Raw genomic sequence first — 16,520 nt, 5'->3', positions numbered from 1 at the left:
ATTCAGGCATTAACGGCTTTTCAAAGGCTTGATAAACAAATACATAAAAAACGGTCCGCCCAATAAGGCAATCACGATACCGACCGGCAGATCGACAGGGTATGTCAGCCAGCGCGCCGCGCCGTCCACCACCATTAAAAACACTGCGCCCAACCAAGCCGACAGCGTAATCAATTTGCGGCGGCTGCCGCCGACGGTTTGCGCCAGCACATTGGGGATCATCATGCCGAGAAAACCGATGATGCCCGAAAGCGACACCGCCGCCCCCGTCATCAATGCCGCGCCGATTACGGTTTGCACACGCAATGTCCCAACTGATACACCCATACTGGCAGCCGTGTCTTCCCCCGTCATCAAAACGTCCAGCCGCCTGCCTGCCGACAGCAAAATCAGAAAACCAGGCAACATGACCGCGATTGCCGTGACAGGCGATGAGAAACCGGCTTCAGCAAGGCTGCCCGACAGCCATGTGGTCGCACTGCGCAATACCAAATCGTCAGATAAAAACAAAATCATGCTGACCACCGCGCCCGAAAACGCGCTCAACACAAAACCCAACACCAGCAATCCCAAAGTACCGCCGCCGAGCAGCTTGTGCACTGCCAAAATCAGCAGGCATACACCCAATGCACCGAGAAAAGCCGCCGCCGGCACACCCATTGCGCCGCCGCCCAAAGCCAATAACACAATCACGCCCAAGGCTGCCCCGCCCGACGTTCCAATCAAACTTGGATCGGCCAGCGGGTTCTCAAATAAAGCCTGCAATGCTGCGCCCGAAGCGGACAAACCGGCTCCGACCAAAAGCGCAGTATAGATGCGCGGTAAACGAATTTGGCGGACGGTTTCATCCATCGCCAGCGGCGACTCCCACGCGCCAAAACCGATGCCGCAGCACAAATAAACGGCGGCGGCAGTCAGCAGCAGGCAAAGGGTAAGGATATGCGGTTTCATGACATCATGCGGTTTAATCGAATTGGGGGACGGTTTCAGACGGCATTTTTAAGACAACCGTTTTGCTTCCTACTCAACAAGAAGGAACAAATCAAGGCCGTCTGAAAACAAAAATCAGGCAGGGTTTTCAAAACAGGCGTGTTTATTTCGCCAAACCGTGCAAACGTTGAATCACTTGCGGCGTATCCAGCCCGTAACGGAACATATCGTTGGCCTTCCACAAATAAATCTTGCCGTTTTTCGCGGCAGGCGAGCCGGCGATTTCGGGGCGTGCGGCAAAGGTTTTGACGTTGCCTATCATGGCGGTGTTGTGGTCGGCAATAATAATGATGTCGGGTTTGGCCGCAATCCATGCTTCTCGCGTCATCGGTTTGAGGCCGTCAATGGCGGCTGCGGCATTGATACCGCCGGCACGGCGGATGATTTCGTCGGCGGCGGTATTCTTGCCCGACACGATGCGCCCGTCGTAGCTGAAGAGGTAGCGTTTGCCGCTGGAAGGCTGCTGTTTCATATCCGCCTGCCACTTGCTTGCCAACTTGTCCGCCTGTGCGCTTTTGCCGATAAGCTGACCGATGTTGCGGATACTTTGCGGATAGGCGGCGATGCTGTCGTCGGGTGCAACATTGACGGCTTTAATGCCTGCTTTTTGCAGGTGGGCAAAAATATCGGCAGGCTGCGCCATCCATGAACCGATGGCAATGTCGGGTTTGGCGGCCACAATCGGCTCAACCGTCAGGCGGCGATGAATGCCGATACTGGGCTTGTTTTTCAACGCCGGATTTTGAACGGTCTGATCGCGGCCGACGATCTCGTCCAATGCGCCGAGCGCGGCAACAATGTCTGCCGTATCGGGGGTTAACACGACGATGCGTTGCGCGTGTGCAGTGCCGGCCAACGAAATAAGCGCGGAAAGCAGGAGGAGTTTGAGTTTCATTGATTTTCCTTGTCGAATGCTTTCAGACGGCCTGCTCGCTTTCTCAGGCCGTCTGAAAACGGTTGAATCACATTAGAACTTCAGTTGTACGGTTGCGGCGAAATTGCGGCCGCTTTCGGTGTACAAGTCCATCACACTGGTACGGCTCATGCCGGAAACGTCTGCGTGCTGCCAGTATTTTTTGTTGCCGACGTTGTAGATGTTTGCGCCGATTTCAAGGTTTTTAAACGGTTTATACCACGCGCCGATATCCCATACGCCATAACCCGGCGCTTGGAAAACAGTATCGCTGCTGACGCGGCTGTGTTTTTTCGACCAGCGCAGCTTGGTGCCGATACCCCATTTTTCCTGCGTGTAATCCAAGCCCAAAACGCCGTTGAGCGGATAAGCGGAATCCAACGGTTTGCCGTCCTGCTGCTCACCGCGCATCCAAGCAATACTGCCGGAGACTTGCCAGCCCGGCAGGAATTTGTAGGCGGCAGAAGCTTCGGCACCGTAGGTTTTGACGTGATCGAGGTTTTGATATTGGTACTGGATAATCGGGCGTCTGCCAACGGTGGAGGTACCGATTTCAGTGCGGTTGATGAAGTTGCGGTAACGGTTGTAGAACGCGGTCACTTGCGCACGGGCGCGTTCGTTTTTGAACTTCATCCCCAATTCAAAGCTGTTGGAGCGTTCGGATTTGAGGTTGGCATTGGGAATGACGGCATAGCCGTAGGTCGTATTGGCAAACGCCATGGTCGCGCTGTCAAACGGCGGCGTACGGAAGCCTTGGGAATAAGTAGCGAAACCGGTGAACTGCTCACCCATCGGCACGCTCAGGCGCAGGCTGGGCGTAAACGCAGAATCGCTGAAGTGCGTCGCTGTTCCGCTGGGATTGGCGTTGAGATAGGCTTGGTCGGTCGACGTGTTCAGCTTGTCTTTTTCATAACGCAAGGCCGGGGTCAGGACGATGCCGTTGCCGAAGGTCAGGCTGTCTTGCGCGTAAACGCTAAACGTTTTGCGCTTGCTGTCGGGGAAAGTTTTATTCGGATAGGTGCTGCCTGCATAAACTTTGCTGACAGCGCCGGTCAGATTGTCCACTGTCAGGCTGTCGCGCGGACGGGCAGTCTCGGTGTGTTTGTATTCTGCGCCAGCAACGATGGTTTGTTTAACCGCGCCGTCAAACTCCCACACGCCGCGCCCGTTTAGCCCGCGTATGGTCTGATTGAAACCGTAGTCGGAATAACGGGTCGAGTTACCTAATTGGCGCGCGCCCATACGCGTAATGCTCGCATCGACGGCATCGTCTTCCGTACGCAGTTTTTGCTGATAGGCAGTCAGGTTAGCTTCTTTCAGACGACCTTCGCCAGTGTAGCGGTAGCCTGCTTCGATACGTTGACGGCGGATACGGTCGTGGGCATTGCTCTCAGATGTTGCGATGGTTACCGGCCCGCGCGATTGCGAACCCAAGCCGTTTGCCAATACAGTATCGTTGGCGTGGTAATACTGTTCGTACAAAGTTTCCAAGCGGTGGCGCTCATTGCCGATATTGCCTTTCGCCAAGATATTGTAGGCATTGTTTTTCTGCGGGTTGGTAGCAGTACGCGCAGTCGAGTAGCTGGTATCGCTGCCCATGTTTTCGGTTTCATGACCTTGACGGCGCGTCAGCATCAGCAGACCTTCGGCGTTTTCATGGAAACCTGCCACAGTCGCAGTAACCCCATGGCTGCGGTCGCGGCTGCGGTAGCCGTGTTTCAAACCGAAATGACCGCGTTTGCCTTCATCGACGAAATCACTCGGAGAGAGCGTCACCATGTTCACCACGCCGCCGAGCGCATCGCTGCCATACAGCGCGGAATAAGGGCCTTTGACAATATCGACCTGCTTGAGTGTGTCGCTTTCGACCATATCGCGTCCCGAAATCGCGCCGTTGGAGCCGCCGCCTGCATAAGATTCGGGAATGCGCACGCCGTCAACCATCATCAGAATGCGGTTGCCGTCTATGCCTCGGATATTGATACCGGCATGACCGCGACGGTTGTTGTCAGACGGCACGCTGACGCCGGATTCATACATCACAATATCGTCCAAATTCTGCGCCGAGGCTTGATTCAAGGTTTTGCGTCCGATAACCGACACATTCGGCGCGGCTTTATCCAAGGTTTGCGCATTGCGGTCGGCCGTGACCACCACAGGCTCTATTTCTGCCTGAGCCACCGGCATCTGAGCCGCATATAACTGTCCGGAAAAAACCGCCCCTATTACACAGGCAATCACTTTCTGTTTCATTACATTACCTTATCATTTGAATAATAATGGTTTGCATTTATAAAACAAACAGACAGTTTTTGCAAGTTTAGGGACTGCAAGACAGCACTAACAAAGGTGCGGAGCATATGTATTCGTCTGACTACGCCTGCCTGTACAAACACTACCAGATCACATTCCATCACTGCACCGTTTACCGCCACCTTCGTTAAGATAATCGACAAAGATCGAAAGGCTCATCGCCGAAAAAACATTTAGCTTACGAAACGCCAAGTGTTTTATTTTTAAATCTGTTCCAACCACTGGTGCCCGAGTGTTGCATTTGAAATCCGATTCCGAGCCAGTCTGAAATTTTCAAACAAGTTTTTATTTGTCCCTCATATCCCTCACCCTTCTATTTACTTCAGACTCAAAAATATTTCCATATTATTAAAAATTAGTTAGAATTTCACAAAATTGTAAATAATAATCAAAATTATTTATATACATTCAGTCAGAGTGTAATCGCATCTATTTTCGGTCTGTCTTGTTCAGACGGCCTTACCAATCAAGCTATATGGATACACTCTATGCAACCGATCAAAGTCACCACCCTCTCCGCCTGTATCGCCGCCATTGGTTTTGTCCCTGCCGTTTATGCTGCAGATAATTCGACAGTTATTCTCGATACCATTACTGTCAAAGGAACTCGAAATAAGGATGAAATCGGTAAAAACCGCGTTTATACCCGCGAAATCGTCAATCTTTACAAAGGCAAAAACGAAGTCGAAACCTTCAAAGGCAACACCGTATCCGACCTTTTAAGCGGTATGTCCGGCGTGTACAGCGGCGACGCGCGCAACAGCGGCGCGTTGGATCCCAATATACGCGGCGTGCAGGGGCAGGGACGGATTCCCGTTACCATTGACGGCACGGAGCAGGCGATTACCGTCTGGCGCGGCTACGCAGGCGCAAACAACCGCAACTACGTCGATCCCAACATCATCAGCAGCGTTTCCATCGAAAAAGGCCCCTCGTTCAGCCGCGATATGAAAAGCGGCATAGGCGGCTCTGTCGCCCTTAAAACCATCGATGCTGACGATATTGTCCCCGAAGGGCAGAAATACGGATTTGAAGTGAAGGCGGAAGCTTCCAATAATTCCATCAAACAACGTGCCAATGTCTATGAAAAATCGGTCGATTATCGGACATTGGATGCGCCTGCTGTCGCACTTGGCGGTATTTGGCGGGCGATGTTGGACGATACCGACCGAATCGACCAGCGTTTCAACGGGCGCAATAGATTTGGGGAGGATAAAGCCTACCGCATTGCAGCCGCCACCAAGCAGGACAATTTCGATGCCATGCTTGCCTATGCCTACCGCAGTAAAGGCAATTATTTCTCTGGCAAAAAAGGCGCGGAGCGCTACGGCTATATCGGTCCTTGGACACAAGAAACTTTAGACGAATTAAAACGTCGTCAAGAAGAAGCCGCTGCCAAGGGCGAGAAATTTTACGGCAGTGAAAACATGCTGGGCGCACCCGATATTTCAAAAATCGGACTTTTCTACCATCCGGGTGGAGAAGTCAGCAATACCTCGCTCGAAACCAAATCATGGGTAGGTAAAACCACCTTCCGTCTGCCGAACCGCCAAACGCTCAAATTCGGCCTGCGCCATACCGATTCCACGTTCGGCGAAATCATGCCTTCGCGTATTATCGGCCCCATCAGTTGGGATGCTTCCATCCTCAACAAAATTGCCGAATGGCCGCAGGCATGGGTCAAACAGCGTTCCTACAATATCGACTATTCGTGGAAGCCCGAGGGCAGCCGTTGGATAGATTTCGATGCCACGCTTTGGACAACGCGCACCAAATCCAAAACCAATACCGCAGGTGGCTCGCCCGGCGATACCGTTTATGAGGACAACAAATTTCAAATAGCATGGGACGAATACGACAGATGGCAGAAATACACCCCCGCAGAGCGACAGGAATTGCTGGATGCAGGAATAGAAGCCCCCAAACCGCCCAAACCTGAAACCCCAAATACCAACGGACGCTTCAACACCATCGAAGGCAACGCCTATTACGCCCGTAACAACCGGACAGGCTTTCAATTTTCCAACCGTATGAAATTGAGTGACAAACTGTCGTTGACATTGATGGGCGATTTTCAAAATGAAAAACTGGCATCGCGCGATAATTTTTCAGACGAGCTGGAGCGGGGAGGATACGACAAATATCAGGAAGAACTCGAAAACAGCACCATCAGGGCAAACTACGGATTAAACCAATTCGGCGTACCGCGCAACGGCAAACGGCGAGAATACAATCTGGGCTTCAATTTCCGCTACGAACCGTTCCGCTGGCTGACTTTGACGGCAGGCGGGCGATATACCAATTTCCAACTTCAGGATAAAAGCAAACGTTTGGAAAGCGGTACATATAAAACCGGCTATCCATTAGAGATGAACAGGGGGATGAAATATTCGGTCGTGAGGGTGATTACTCCACAGGAATATGCGGATTACAAGGCGATCAATGATGCTTTGGCAGATGGCAGTTTGGATTGGGGAGACTTATATACCAAAGAGGAATATGCAGAACAATTAAAGAAATATCAGCAAATTGACTGGAATTTGACTATACCGACCTTGAGTAGTGATCGAAGTACATGGGTCAATCCCAATGAACAGACAGATTTTTACTGGCTGAAAGACAATAAAGGTCGTCTGAATATGAAGGATCACCCCCTTACCAACGGCAGCATTCCCGATTTGCACGCCCAAGTCCCCAATCCCGTTTACGACCCGTCCAATCCCGACAGCCCGAAATTTGTACCCAAATATTATAACGTTGACTCAAGTGTATATACGACTCCGATGACCGAAGCCGAAAGGCAGCGGGCAATGAAGCAGAAAGGCAGCGGTTGGGTTCCCGCATTTTCTGCCACTGTCAATTTTACCGATTTCAGCCGCGCCTATCTGCGCTATACCGAAACCCTGCGCTACCCCAGCATTTTTGAAGGGACTTACGGCTTTTCTACTGCCGCCGGCTCATTCAACCGCATGGGCTATGGCTGGCGGCCCGAACACGCCAAAAACTGGGAAGTCGGCTACATTCATGATTTGACGGGGCTGTTACCGAAAATGAAAAAAGCGGATTTCCGCATCAACTACTTCCATAACAAGACCAAAAACGTTATCGACAGGGACGACAATCTCGAATTCGAACAATTCGACAGACAAATCCGCAGTGGTGCCGAGTTGTCCACCCGCTTCGATACCGGACGCGTCTTCGGCAGCCTGAACGTATTCCGCAGCCTGAAAAACAAAATGTGCGACGAAACCTTCCAATGGTCGTCTGTAACAGCGGGAGATGTCGATGCAGCATATTTTGCCGAAACCGGCAAAACCATGAGTCGCCCCGTCTGCAATCACGGAGGTTTGAGCGATTCGGGCTATCTGGCAAGCGCGCTTCAACCACGCTGGTCAATTGATGCCGAATTGGGCAGCCGCTTTCTTGCCAATAGACTGGAAACAGGCGTGCGCCTTCATTACCACAGCCGCGTCTATGAAAACCGCAATGATGCATGGCAGCCTCACTACAACATATTCAATCAATATAGGGGAACTAATCATAAACCCCAATATAACGATATGCGCTGGCAGCCTGTTGCGGTATGGGATGCTTACCTGCGCTACAAAATTGGCAAAAACCTGACTGCCGAGCTGGTGGGCAGCAATCTGACCAACCGCTACTACCTCGACCCGATGAGCCGTTCCTATCTGCCTGCGCCAGGTAGAACAATCCGCATTGGGATAACTGGAAAATGGTAATGATCAATTAATCATTTTTAAAATTAAAAAACCGTCTGAGCATTAGCAATGGGAATTCAAAGACAAGAAAGAGCGGATGACGTTCACGCCTAAATCGCAGTTTTCCATCAACAACCATCTGCGCCTGCAAGCCGTTTCAGACGGCCTCGTCATCACGTGGGTAGCACATATGATCGTGGCGGATACAATCCATTCGGGGAAACTGGTCGAGCTGTTGCCTGAATACGCCATCACTTACGATCCGCTTTACCTCTATTACCCTAGCCGCCGTGGGCATTCTAATGTATTTAACTTGATCGTGGATGCGCTAAAAGTAAAAGCCGCCTGAAAATTCAGACGGCTTTTCATTGCAAAGTGCGGTCAGATTTCAAAGTACTTTTACAATTAACCGAATACTTTTTCTAAATGTGCTTGATAATCCGCTAAGTATTGTTCTACTTGTGGATTTTTAATCACATCGTTACATAAGAATGTCGGCAGACGGGTCAGGCCGATGAACTCGTTGAGTTTGTGAAAGTGCATATATAACGTATCTACGCCTTTGCCTTCGAAGAAGTCACCTTCACGGGTGAACGCTTCAATCGGCGCATTCCAAGTAAGCGAGAGCATGTGTTTTTTGCCTTGCAACAAGCCACCTGTGCCGTAGCCTTCGGTTGGATTGACACGATGGCGGCCATCACTGTGGTAAAGCTTGCCGTGTCCAGTAGTGAATACTTCGTCTATGTATTTTTTCACTGTCCAAGGTTCGTGCATCCACCAACCTGGCATCTGCCAAATTACGGCATCCATCCACAAGAATTTTTCGATTTCTGCTTCAACATCGTAACCAGCATCAATCACGGTTTCTTGAACATTGTGTCCAAGTGCGGTCAAAACTTCTTTCGCTTTTTTATGAAGCGTGTGGTTCAACTCGCCATGTGAATGTCCGAAATCTTTACCGCCATCCAATAATAAAATATTCATTTCACTCTCCTAAACCAGGCAATTCTAACAAAGAAGGGCTGCTATTATGCCGTTTTAGCCTTTATTTTGAAAGTATGGCCGTCTGAACATCTTAAGCCATGCAACGTAAAATCAGAATATCCCGTGAATTTTTTCGGTCAACTGTCTTACGAGGATTTGTTCGTAGATAATTTGGACTTAGGCAGACTAAATGACCTAAAAGAAACAGCCAATAGGGAAAAGCCAAAATTTATTGCAACGAGAAACGTATCATTCTTCTGAATACACGGATTGAATAATTTATAAGGGAACCGATTACAAGATAGTTATTACCTATTGAAAGATTTTAACCATCATCAAATGGCATATTCCTATCTGAATATTAGTCCTCTTACCTACCCAACTACAAAGGCTGGGCCAAATCGTTTTCCGTGTTGTAGCTGATAAAATCCTGCTTATGAGGGAAATGGACAACCCGCGCGCGCTGTTGCTGCAGCCAGCCGCGGATGCTGCGCATTCCTGAATAAAGGTAGGGCACGGTGCTTTGCAGGATTTGCGGACGGATGAACATCACGCTGTAATGCGGTCTAGCCGGGGTTTCAACATAAAATGCATTACACAATGGCGTGCGCCGCGCGATGGTTTCAAATTGGGACACCAAATTTTCCGGCAAACGCGGCATATCGCAGGATACGATAAGCAGCCAATCGGCAGTGGCAATTTGCAAATCGTTGGCGGCAGTACACAAAGCAGCTAGAGGGCCGTAATGCTGCCATTGGCGCGAATCCGAGAAAACGTGCGCGCTGCGTTGGGCGTAAGATTCAAGGTTGCGGTTGGCACTGATGGCGATATGGCTGACTTGGGGGCGGATTTTTTCGATAACATGATCTATTAAGGCTTTGTTGTGCCATTGCACCAACCCCTTATCGACACCTCCCATCCGGCTTCCCTGCCCGCCGGCCAATATCAGTGCGAAAATTTTCATTTTGGTAGTCCTTTGCGAAGCAGAGTATGGAGTGTGGTTCAAGATGTTGTGTTTACTGGATAAGTTTCAAGGTTTCAGGCCGTCTGAAACCTGATTTTATGATTAAATTCACTTGAGATGAATTTTATCATAACATGATTTTACATTAAACCCCTGTTTTTTCTTATCATAACCATACAATTATTTTAGACAGGTTGTTTATAGGCCAAAAGAATGATATTTTTATAAGATTATCGGATTAGTTTCCCTGCGTGTATTATGCGTTTATTCTCCGGATCTTCAGACGGCCTGAGCCTGTCTTCGCGTTTAAAACTGCTGACTTTTTTATGGGTCAGTTCGGCGTTTTTGTCGATTGTCTTTACCCTGCTGCTTTCTTGGCGTTTGGAAAACGCGGCTAAAACGATTGAAGATGCAGGCAGTTTGAAAATGCAAGTGTATCGTTTGGCTTATATGGCAAGCGTCCGTACGCCCAATGCGCAAATTGACAATCAAATCAAAGAATTTGAGCGTACGCTGGCCAATGTAACGCAAAGCGATGCCATTCATCCGCTGATTCCGTCCCAAATGCCGCTGGCTTACGACTTGATTCAATCGATGCTGTTGATTGATTGGGAATCCAACATCAAGCCGTCTCTGCAGCATTACGAGCGTCCGACCCAAATCGGCCTGTACCGTTTTGCCGGCAATATCGAGCTGTTTTTACAGGCGATGGAAAATGCCAACGAGCAAAATACCTTGTGGCTGCGCCGCTTTCAAATGGCCATGATGCTGATGATTGTTGTGGCTGCAGGCTTGATGATTGTTTGGCATTATTCATGGATTATCCGGCCCTTGGAAAAACTGCGCGATGGTGTAGAAACCATCAGCAAAGGGCATTTCGGCGTTCAAATCGAGACAGACCAGATTCGTGAGTTTGCCCAAGTAAGCAAGGGCTTTAACCAAATGAGCCGCCGTCTGCATACGCTTTATACGGATTTAGAAGGACAGGTTGCCCAACAAACCCAAGACTTGGCCCGGCAAAACCGTGATTTGACCCTGCTCTACCAAACTACGCGCAACCTGCACCAAACCTTTACGCCGCAACAGGCGGCAGAAGAATTTTTAACTCAGATTCTGCCGGCGTTTTCAGCCTTAGGCGGTACGGTATATCTTTCCGATGAAGAACGCAAACGCTCTGACTTGGCGGCAAGTGTCGGTGAAACCGAAGAGGGAAATCGTGTAGAATTCCCAATCGTTTACCAAGACGAACAGCTCGGCGTATTGGCCCTGTATTTTTCAGACGGCCATATGCCTAATGAGCAAGATGAAAAATTGTTGCAGACTTTAAGCGGGCAGCTGGGGATTTCCATCGCCAACAATCGCATGGAACAAGAACGCCGCCTGCTTGCCGTCTTGCAGGAACGCAACTTAATTGCACAAGGTTTGCATGACAGCATTGCGCAAGCCCTGACCTTTTTGAATTTACAGGTGCAAATGTTGGAAAGCGCGTTTGCTTCAAACCAACGCGAGCAGGCTGAAGAAAACATCAGCTTCATTAAAGACGGCGTGCAGGAATGCTATGAAGACGTCCGCGAGCTGCTGATGAATTTCCGCACCAAAATCAGTAATAAAGATTTTCCTGAAGCGGTAGAATCGCTGCTGGCGCGTTTTGAACGGCAAACCGGTATCCCGGTTGATTTAAAATGGCAGGACGACGGCCAGGCATTGAATTATGATGAACACTTGCAAATCATCTTCATCCTGCAGGAAAGCCTGTCCAACATCCGGAAACACGCGCGTGCGCAGCATGTCAGCGTCGAAATTGCCAACCATGGCGATTTTGTCATGAAGATTCAGGACGACGGCGCAGGCTTTAATCAAGAACACTTATCAAACCGGCCTTCAGGCGAACATGTCGGCTTGGGCATTATGCAGGAACGTGCCCAACGGATTAACGCACAATTGGCCATTACATCGCAGATTGGGCAAGGTACGGCAGTGATGCTGACTTTGCCGCAACAAATGAGAACAGCATCATGACGATTAAAATTACCCTTATTGACGACCACACCCTGTTTCGCAGCGGCATCAAAGCCCTGCTCTCCCGCCAGCCCGATTTTGAAGTCGTCGGCGAAGCTTCAGACGGCCTGGCCGGCGTAAAAATGGTCGAACAGCTCAAGCCTGACGTAGTTTTGCTGGACTTGGATATGCCGGTTATGAACGGCCGCGAAGCACTGGCTCAAATTCTGAGCATCAATCCGCAACTGACCGTCATCATGCTGACTGTTTCCGAAGACAGCGACGACTTGACCGAATGTATGCGTATGGGTGCAAAAGGCTTTTTGCTGAAAAACATCAACGCCGACTTCCTCTTGGAAAGCATCCGCAAGGCCGTTGACGGAGACAATGTCTTCTCCCCTGAAATGACCAGCCGCTTGGTGCAATCGCTGATTTCCCCTTCTCCTTCCAGCTCCGACCACCTGCTGGCTCAGCTGACCCCGCGCGAAATGGAAATCTTGGGCTACCTTGCCGCCGGACACAGCAATAAAATCATTGCCCGCCATTTAAACTTGGCTGAATCTACCGTCAAAGTGCATGTTCAAAACCTGTTGCGCAAGCTGAATCTAAGCAGCCGCGTTCAAGCTGCGGTTTATGCGGTGCAACACAAAGTACCGCAACCGGAATTGTCTTAAAAAGGCCGTCTGAAACCTGAAACCTTGTTGTAGAAAGGTTTCAGATAAAGCGTTTATTCGCTATAATCACGCCGATTTGTACGCAGGGTTGTCTGATTTTTCAGACGGCCTTTTTATTTGATTTTTCACTGATTTAAAACGATATGTCCGAAAACATTCCAGAAAATACGCCCGAAAATACCGTTCCTGAAGAACACAAACGCAGCATCCGCAGTTTCGTTTTGCGCCAAGGCCATATGACCGCGGCCCAACAGCGCGCCATCGATACGATGTGGCCGCAATTCGGTGTGGACTTCCAAGAAGCCCCTTTGGATTTGAACCGCACTTTTGGACGGGACAACCCTAAAGTTTTGGAAATCGGTTTCGGTATGGGCGTCGCAACGGTGGAAATCGCCAAACGTCTGCCTGATACCGACTTTTTAGCGATTGATGTTCACGGCCCGGGCGTCGGTAATATCTTGAAGCTGATTGAGGAAGAACACATTTCCAATATCCGCGTGATGCGTCATGATGCGGTGGAAGTGGTGGAAAAGATGCTGGAAGACGGTTCTTTAGACGGCATCCATATTTTCTTCCCCGACCCTTGGCACAAAAAACGCCACAACAAACGCCGCTTGGTACAAGTGCCGTTTGTTGAAAAGCTGCTGCCCAAACTCAAAAGCGGCGGCTATGTCCATATGGCAACCGATTGGGAAGAATACGCCGTGCAAATGCTGGAGGTTTTGAGCAGTTTCGATGCTTTGCAAAACACGGCTGCCGATTACGCCCCTACGCCTGATTATCGTCCTGAAACCAAGTTTGAAGCCCGAGGCAAGAGATTGGGTCATGGCGTTTGGGACTTGGTGTTCCGCAAAAAATAATCCAAAACTTAAAACACAAGGCCGTCTGAAAAATTTCAGACGGCCTTTTATCTTACTGATTAAGCTAAGAAAAGTTTATAGGCCGGATTGTCGGTTTCTTCTTTATAGACATAACCCAAGCTATCCAAGAAGTCGGCAAAAGCCTCATTGTCGCTTTCCGGCACATCGATACCGACCAAAATACGGCCATAGTCTGCGCCATGGTTGCGGTAATGGAACAAAGTAATATTCCACTCGGCACGCATATGGTTCAAGAAACGGGACAACGCACCCGGGCGCTCAGGAAATTCAAAGCTGACCAAACGTTCGTTGGCTACTTTTTCCGTACGGCCGCCGACCATGTAACGGATATGGATTTTGGCGATTTCATCATTGGTCAGGTCAACATTGGGCAAGCCTGCTTCAGTCAGTTGTTCACTGATAACAGCCAAGTCTTGCGCACCGGCAGTTTGCAAGCCGACAAAAATATGCGCATTTTTATCGCTGCCGTAGCGATAGTTGAACTCAGTAATGTTCCGGCTTCCCAACAAATTGATAAACTTCAGGAAGCTGCCCTTTTCTTCGGGAATGGTAACGGCGAAAATGCCTTCGTTGCCCTCGCCCAGCTCACTGCGCTCTGAAACGTGGCGTAAGCGGTGGAAGTTCATGTTGGCGCCACTGGTAACGGCAACCAGGTTTTGGCCTTGAATATTGTTTTTCGCAACGTAAGCCTTCAGGCCGGCAAGTGCCAATGCGCCCGCAGGCTCGGTAATGCTGCGCGTATCGTCAAAAATATCTTTAATCGCGCCGCACAACATATCCGTATTGACCGTAATAATTTCGTCCAACAGCTCTTTACACAGGCGGAAGGTTTCATCACCGACAACCTTGACCGCCGTGCCGTCTGAAAACAGGCCGACATCTTTCAAATGTACGATTTCCCCTGCTTCTACCGATTGCTTCATACAGCAAGAGTCATCGGTTTGCACGCCAATCACTTTAATCTCAGGGCAAACCTGTTTGATAAATGCCGCTACGCCTGCTGCCAAACCGCCGCCACCAATCGGAACAAAAATCGCATTGATATTGCGGTGTTGACGGAGGATTTCCATGCCGATGGTTCCCTGACCGGCAATTACGTCAGGATCATCAAATGGCGCGATATAAGTCAGCTTTTCCTTTTCTGCCAACTCCATCGCATAATCATAGGCATCATTGTAAGACACGCCTTTCAATACCACTTCGCCGCCGCGGCTTTTTACCGCGTCAATTTTGATTTTAGGCGTTGTTTCCGGCATCACGATGACGGCTCGGCAACCCAAATACTGCGCCGATAAAGCCACACCCTGCGCATGGTTGCCCGCGCTGGCAGCAATCACGCCGCAATCCAAGGCTTCTTTCGGCAGCTTCGCCATTTTGTTGTACGCACCGCGGATTTTGAACGAAAACACCGGCTGCAAATCTTCGCGCTTGAGCAAAACCTGATTGTTCAGACGGCCTGACAGACTGCGCGCCAAGTCCAAAGGCGTTTCTATGGCCACATCATAAACAGAAGCGGTCAAAATACGGGTCAGATAATCGGAAAGAGGAAGAGGATGGTTCATGGTATTCAGTGTTCGAAAATAAATTGTCATTCGGCCGAATCGGCCTGAGGAAAAAGTTAAAACCATACCCCTGAGGCCGTCTGAAGGCAAGAAAAATCTTAGCAAAGCCGGAATGAAACGGTATAATGTCCGCTTACTATCTATTTAGTATGCCAAACTGTTTACTCGATAACAGTATCCACCCATATTCAAATTTACAAACAATGATGAAAAAAACGCTACTTAGCTTAATTTTTGCTGCCCTCCTGAATACTCCTGCCCTCGCTGCCGACCCGGTTGCATCCGCACCTGCCGTACAAAGCGAGGCTCAAACTCAGCCGCTGCTGCACAGCATCAACAGCCCGACAACGCCGCCGGAAATCGCGGCGACCGCCTACATCGTTACCGACCTACACAGCAAGCAAACCTTAGCATCCAACAATGCCGACGCGCCTATCGAACCTGCCGCGTTGACGCAAATGATGACTGCCTACCTTGCCTTTAAAGCATTAGAAAACGGTACACTTGAAGCAAGCCAAATGCTGACCGTTTCCAATACCGCATGGAAGGTCGAAGGTTCGCGTATGTTCCTCGACCCCAAAGTACCTGTCAGCGTCAGCTCCTTGATTAAGGGGACAACCATCCAATCGGCCAACGATGCCGCCATTACCCTTGCCGAAGCCATCGGCAACGGCTCTATCGACGAATTCGTCAAACAAATGAATGAAGAAGCCAAACGCTTGGGCATGAAGCACACCCACTTCAACAACCCGACCGGCATTTCTTCTAACGGCCATGTTTCAACCGTTGGCGACTTGGCCATTTTGGCAGCCGCACTGATCAACGACTATCCTAAATACTATCCTTTGTTTGCAAACAAATCTTTCAAATACAATAATATCGAGCAGCCCAACCGAAACCTTCTGCTCTATCGCGACAGCAGTATCGACGGTTTGAAAACCGGCTATAGCGAAGGTGCAGGCTACCATCTCGCTGCTTCCAGCAAACGCAACAACCGCCGCATCGTTTCCATTCTTGCCGGTGCAGAATCTACCGAAGCGCGCGCCAGTGAAAGCAGCAAACTGCTCAACTGGGCGTTGCAGGCATTTGATACGCCCAAACTTTATAACGGCGGAGAAGTAATTTCCCAAGTCAAAGTTTACAAAGGCAGCACCAAAGCCGTAGACATCGGTTTCTTGGACGATGTTTACATTACCATCCCCCACGATACCGGCAAAAACGTCAAACCAATCTTAGAAACACTTCAGCCCGTCCTCGCCCCAATTGAAAAAGGCCAAGTATTGGGCAAACTGAAAGTCATGAAAGACGGCAAAGTCATTGCCGAAAAAGACGTCGTCGCGCTAAACGGTGTGGAAGAAGGCAGCTGGCTGCGCCGTATGTGGGATGCGATTGTGTTGTGGTTTAAAGGTTTATTCAGTTAATGCTCTTCTAAACAACCAACCATAACAAGATAAGCAACAAAAGGCCGTCTGAAATCTGTTTTCCAGTTTTCAGACGGCCTTTATTTAGCCTAAAAAACAGC

Annotated in this window: 12 protein-coding genes; 6 read left to right on the top strand and 6 right to left on the bottom strand. The window is 49.6% G+C overall.

What is annotated here, in order from left to right:
• Nucleotides 1-9 precede the first annotated feature (9 nt).
• The 3 genes from RRV97_RS02880 to RRV97_RS02870 all read right to left on the bottom strand — a co-directional run bounded on the left by RRV97_RS02880 (nucleotide 10) and on the right by RRV97_RS02870 (nucleotide 4,156).
• Nucleotides 10-951, bottom strand: coding sequence for an iron ABC transporter permease (locus RRV97_RS02880; protein ID WP_315611915.1), 942 nt, complete (start codon nucleotides 949-951; stop codon nucleotides 10-12).
• A 142-nt stretch (nucleotides 952-1,093) separates the two neighbouring features.
• Complete coding sequence (locus RRV97_RS02875) at nucleotides 1,094-1,885, bottom strand: hemin ABC transporter substrate-binding protein (protein ID WP_036490880.1); 792 nt, start codon at nucleotides 1,883-1,885, stop codon at nucleotides 1,094-1,096.
• A 72-nt stretch (nucleotides 1,886-1,957) separates the two neighbouring features.
• A complete protein-coding gene (locus RRV97_RS02870) occupies nucleotides 1,958-4,156 on the bottom strand; it encodes a TonB-dependent hemoglobin/transferrin/lactoferrin family receptor (protein ID WP_315611914.1) in 2,199 nt (732 codons plus the stop codon).
• Between the two features lie 548 nt (nucleotides 4,157-4,704).
• On the opposite strand from RRV97_RS02870, the gene RRV97_RS02865 reads away from it, so the two are divergent.
• Nucleotides 4,705-7,956 (top strand): TonB-dependent receptor domain-containing protein, encoded by a 3,252-nt coding sequence (locus RRV97_RS02865; RefSeq protein ID WP_315611913.1) that lies wholly within the window; start codon nucleotides 4,705-4,707, stop codon nucleotides 7,954-7,956.
• Nucleotides 7,957-8,032: 76 nt separating this feature from the next.
• Nucleotides 8,033-8,284 (top strand): LysR substrate-binding domain-containing protein, encoded by a 252-nt coding sequence (locus RRV97_RS02860; RefSeq protein ID WP_315611912.1) that lies wholly within the window; start codon nucleotides 8,033-8,035, stop codon nucleotides 8,282-8,284.
• A gap of 56 nt (nucleotides 8,285-8,340) precedes the next feature.
• Here RRV97_RS02860 and RRV97_RS02855 read toward each other — a convergent pair whose 3' ends face one another.
• Together RRV97_RS02855 and mobA are read right to left on the bottom strand one after the other, a co-directional pair.
• On the bottom strand, nucleotides 8,341-8,919 hold the full coding sequence (locus tag RRV97_RS02855) for an NAD(P)H-dependent oxidoreductase (protein ID WP_315611911.1): 579 nt from the start codon (nucleotides 8,917-8,919) through the stop codon (nucleotides 8,341-8,343).
• A 382-nt stretch (nucleotides 8,920-9,301) separates the two neighbouring features.
• Nucleotides 9,302-9,883 carry a molybdenum cofactor guanylyltransferase MobA gene (gene mobA, locus RRV97_RS02850; protein ID WP_315611910.1) on the bottom strand — a complete coding sequence of 194 codons (582 nt, stop codon included), beginning with the start codon at nucleotides 9,881-9,883 and terminating at the stop codon, nucleotides 9,302-9,304.
• Between the two features lie 258 nt (nucleotides 9,884-10,141).
• Between mobA and RRV97_RS02845 the strand changes: the two genes are divergently transcribed.
• From RRV97_RS02845 to trmB, 3 genes are all read left to right on the top strand, one after another.
• Nucleotides 10,142-11,902 carry a histidine kinase gene (locus RRV97_RS02845; RefSeq protein ID WP_315611909.1) on the top strand — a complete coding sequence of 587 codons (1,761 nt, stop codon included), beginning with the start codon at nucleotides 10,142-10,144 and terminating at the stop codon, nucleotides 11,900-11,902.
• Entirely contained in the window at nucleotides 11,899-12,555 is a 657-nt protein-coding gene (locus RRV97_RS02840; RefSeq protein WP_315611908.1) for a response regulator transcription factor, read from the top strand. The genes RRV97_RS02845 and RRV97_RS02840 overlap by 4 nt, the downstream gene beginning before the upstream one ends.
• Before the next feature lie 143 nt (nucleotides 12,556-12,698).
• The gene (gene trmB / locus RRV97_RS02835) at nucleotides 12,699-13,415 is read left to right on the top strand and encodes a tRNA (guanosine(46)-N7)-methyltransferase TrmB (protein WP_070608339.1); all 717 of its coding nucleotides are present in this window, start codon (nucleotides 12,699-12,701) and stop codon (nucleotides 13,413-13,415) included.
• A 59-nt stretch (nucleotides 13,416-13,474) separates the two neighbouring features.
• Here trmB and ilvA read toward each other — a convergent pair whose 3' ends face one another.
• Nucleotides 13,475-14,998 carry a threonine ammonia-lyase, biosynthetic gene (ilvA, locus tag RRV97_RS02830; RefSeq protein WP_188211720.1) on the bottom strand — a complete coding sequence of 508 codons (1,524 nt, stop codon included), beginning with the start codon at nucleotides 14,996-14,998 and terminating at the stop codon, nucleotides 13,475-13,477.
• A gap of 203 nt (nucleotides 14,999-15,201) precedes the next feature.
• Here ilvA and RRV97_RS02825 point away from each other — a divergent pair, with 203 nt between their 5' ends.
• Entirely contained in the window at nucleotides 15,202-16,419 is a 1,218-nt protein-coding gene (locus tag RRV97_RS02825) for a D-alanyl-D-alanine carboxypeptidase family protein (RefSeq protein ID WP_315611907.1), read from the top strand.
• Nucleotides 16,420-16,520: the final 101 nt, after the last annotated feature.

Origin of the sequence: Neisseria sp. DTU_2021_1001991_1_SI_NGA_ILE_055 (assembly GCF_032342915.1) — a bacterium.
Taxonomy (GTDB): Bacteria; Pseudomonadota; Gammaproteobacteria; order Burkholderiales; family Neisseriaceae; genus Neisseria.
Note: the sequence above shows the minus strand (reverse complement) of the source record. Positions and strands in the feature narration are given on the sequence as shown.

What these genes read in the sequence shown, in the direction of transcription:
- RRV97_RS02870 (WP_315611914.1), bottom strand. Translation starts at nt 4,156, where the DNA reads ATGAAACAGAAAGTGATTGCCTGTGTAATAGGGGCGGTTTTTTCCGGA.
- RRV97_RS02865 (WP_315611913.1), top strand. Translation starts at nt 4,705, where the DNA reads ATGCAACCGATCAAAGTCACCACCCTCTCCGCCTGTATCGCCGCCATT.
- trmB (WP_070608339.1), top strand. Translation starts at nt 12,699, where the DNA reads ATGTCCGAAAACATTCCAGAAAATACGCCCGAAAATACCGTTCCTGAA.
- RRV97_RS02875 (WP_036490880.1), bottom strand. Translation starts at nt 1,885, where the DNA reads ATGAAACTCAAACTCCTCCTGCTTTCCGCGCTTATTTCGTTGGCCGGC.
- ilvA (WP_188211720.1), bottom strand. Translation starts at nt 14,998, where the DNA reads ATGAACCATCCTCTTCCTCTTTCCGATTATCTGACCCGTATTTTGACC.
- RRV97_RS02840 (WP_315611908.1), top strand. Translation starts at nt 11,899, where the DNA reads ATGACGATTAAAATTACCCTTATTGACGACCACACCCTGTTTCGCAGC.
- RRV97_RS02880 (WP_315611915.1), bottom strand. Translation starts at nt 951, where the DNA reads ATGAAACCGCATATCCTTACCCTTTGCCTGCTGCTGACTGCCGCCGCC.
- RRV97_RS02860 (WP_315611912.1), top strand. Translation starts at nt 8,033, where the DNA reads ATGACGTTCACGCCTAAATCGCAGTTTTCCATCAACAACCATCTGCGC.
- RRV97_RS02825 (WP_315611907.1), top strand. Translation starts at nt 15,202, where the DNA reads ATGATGAAAAAAACGCTACTTAGCTTAATTTTTGCTGCCCTCCTGAAT.
- RRV97_RS02845 (WP_315611909.1), top strand. Translation starts at nt 10,142, where the DNA reads ATGCGTTTATTCTCCGGATCTTCAGACGGCCTGAGCCTGTCTTCGCGT.
- RRV97_RS02855 (WP_315611911.1), bottom strand. Translation starts at nt 8,919, where the DNA reads ATGAATATTTTATTATTGGATGGCGGTAAAGATTTCGGACATTCACAT.
- mobA (WP_315611910.1), bottom strand. Translation starts at nt 9,883, where the DNA reads ATGAAAATTTTCGCACTGATATTGGCCGGCGGGCAGGGAAGCCGGATG.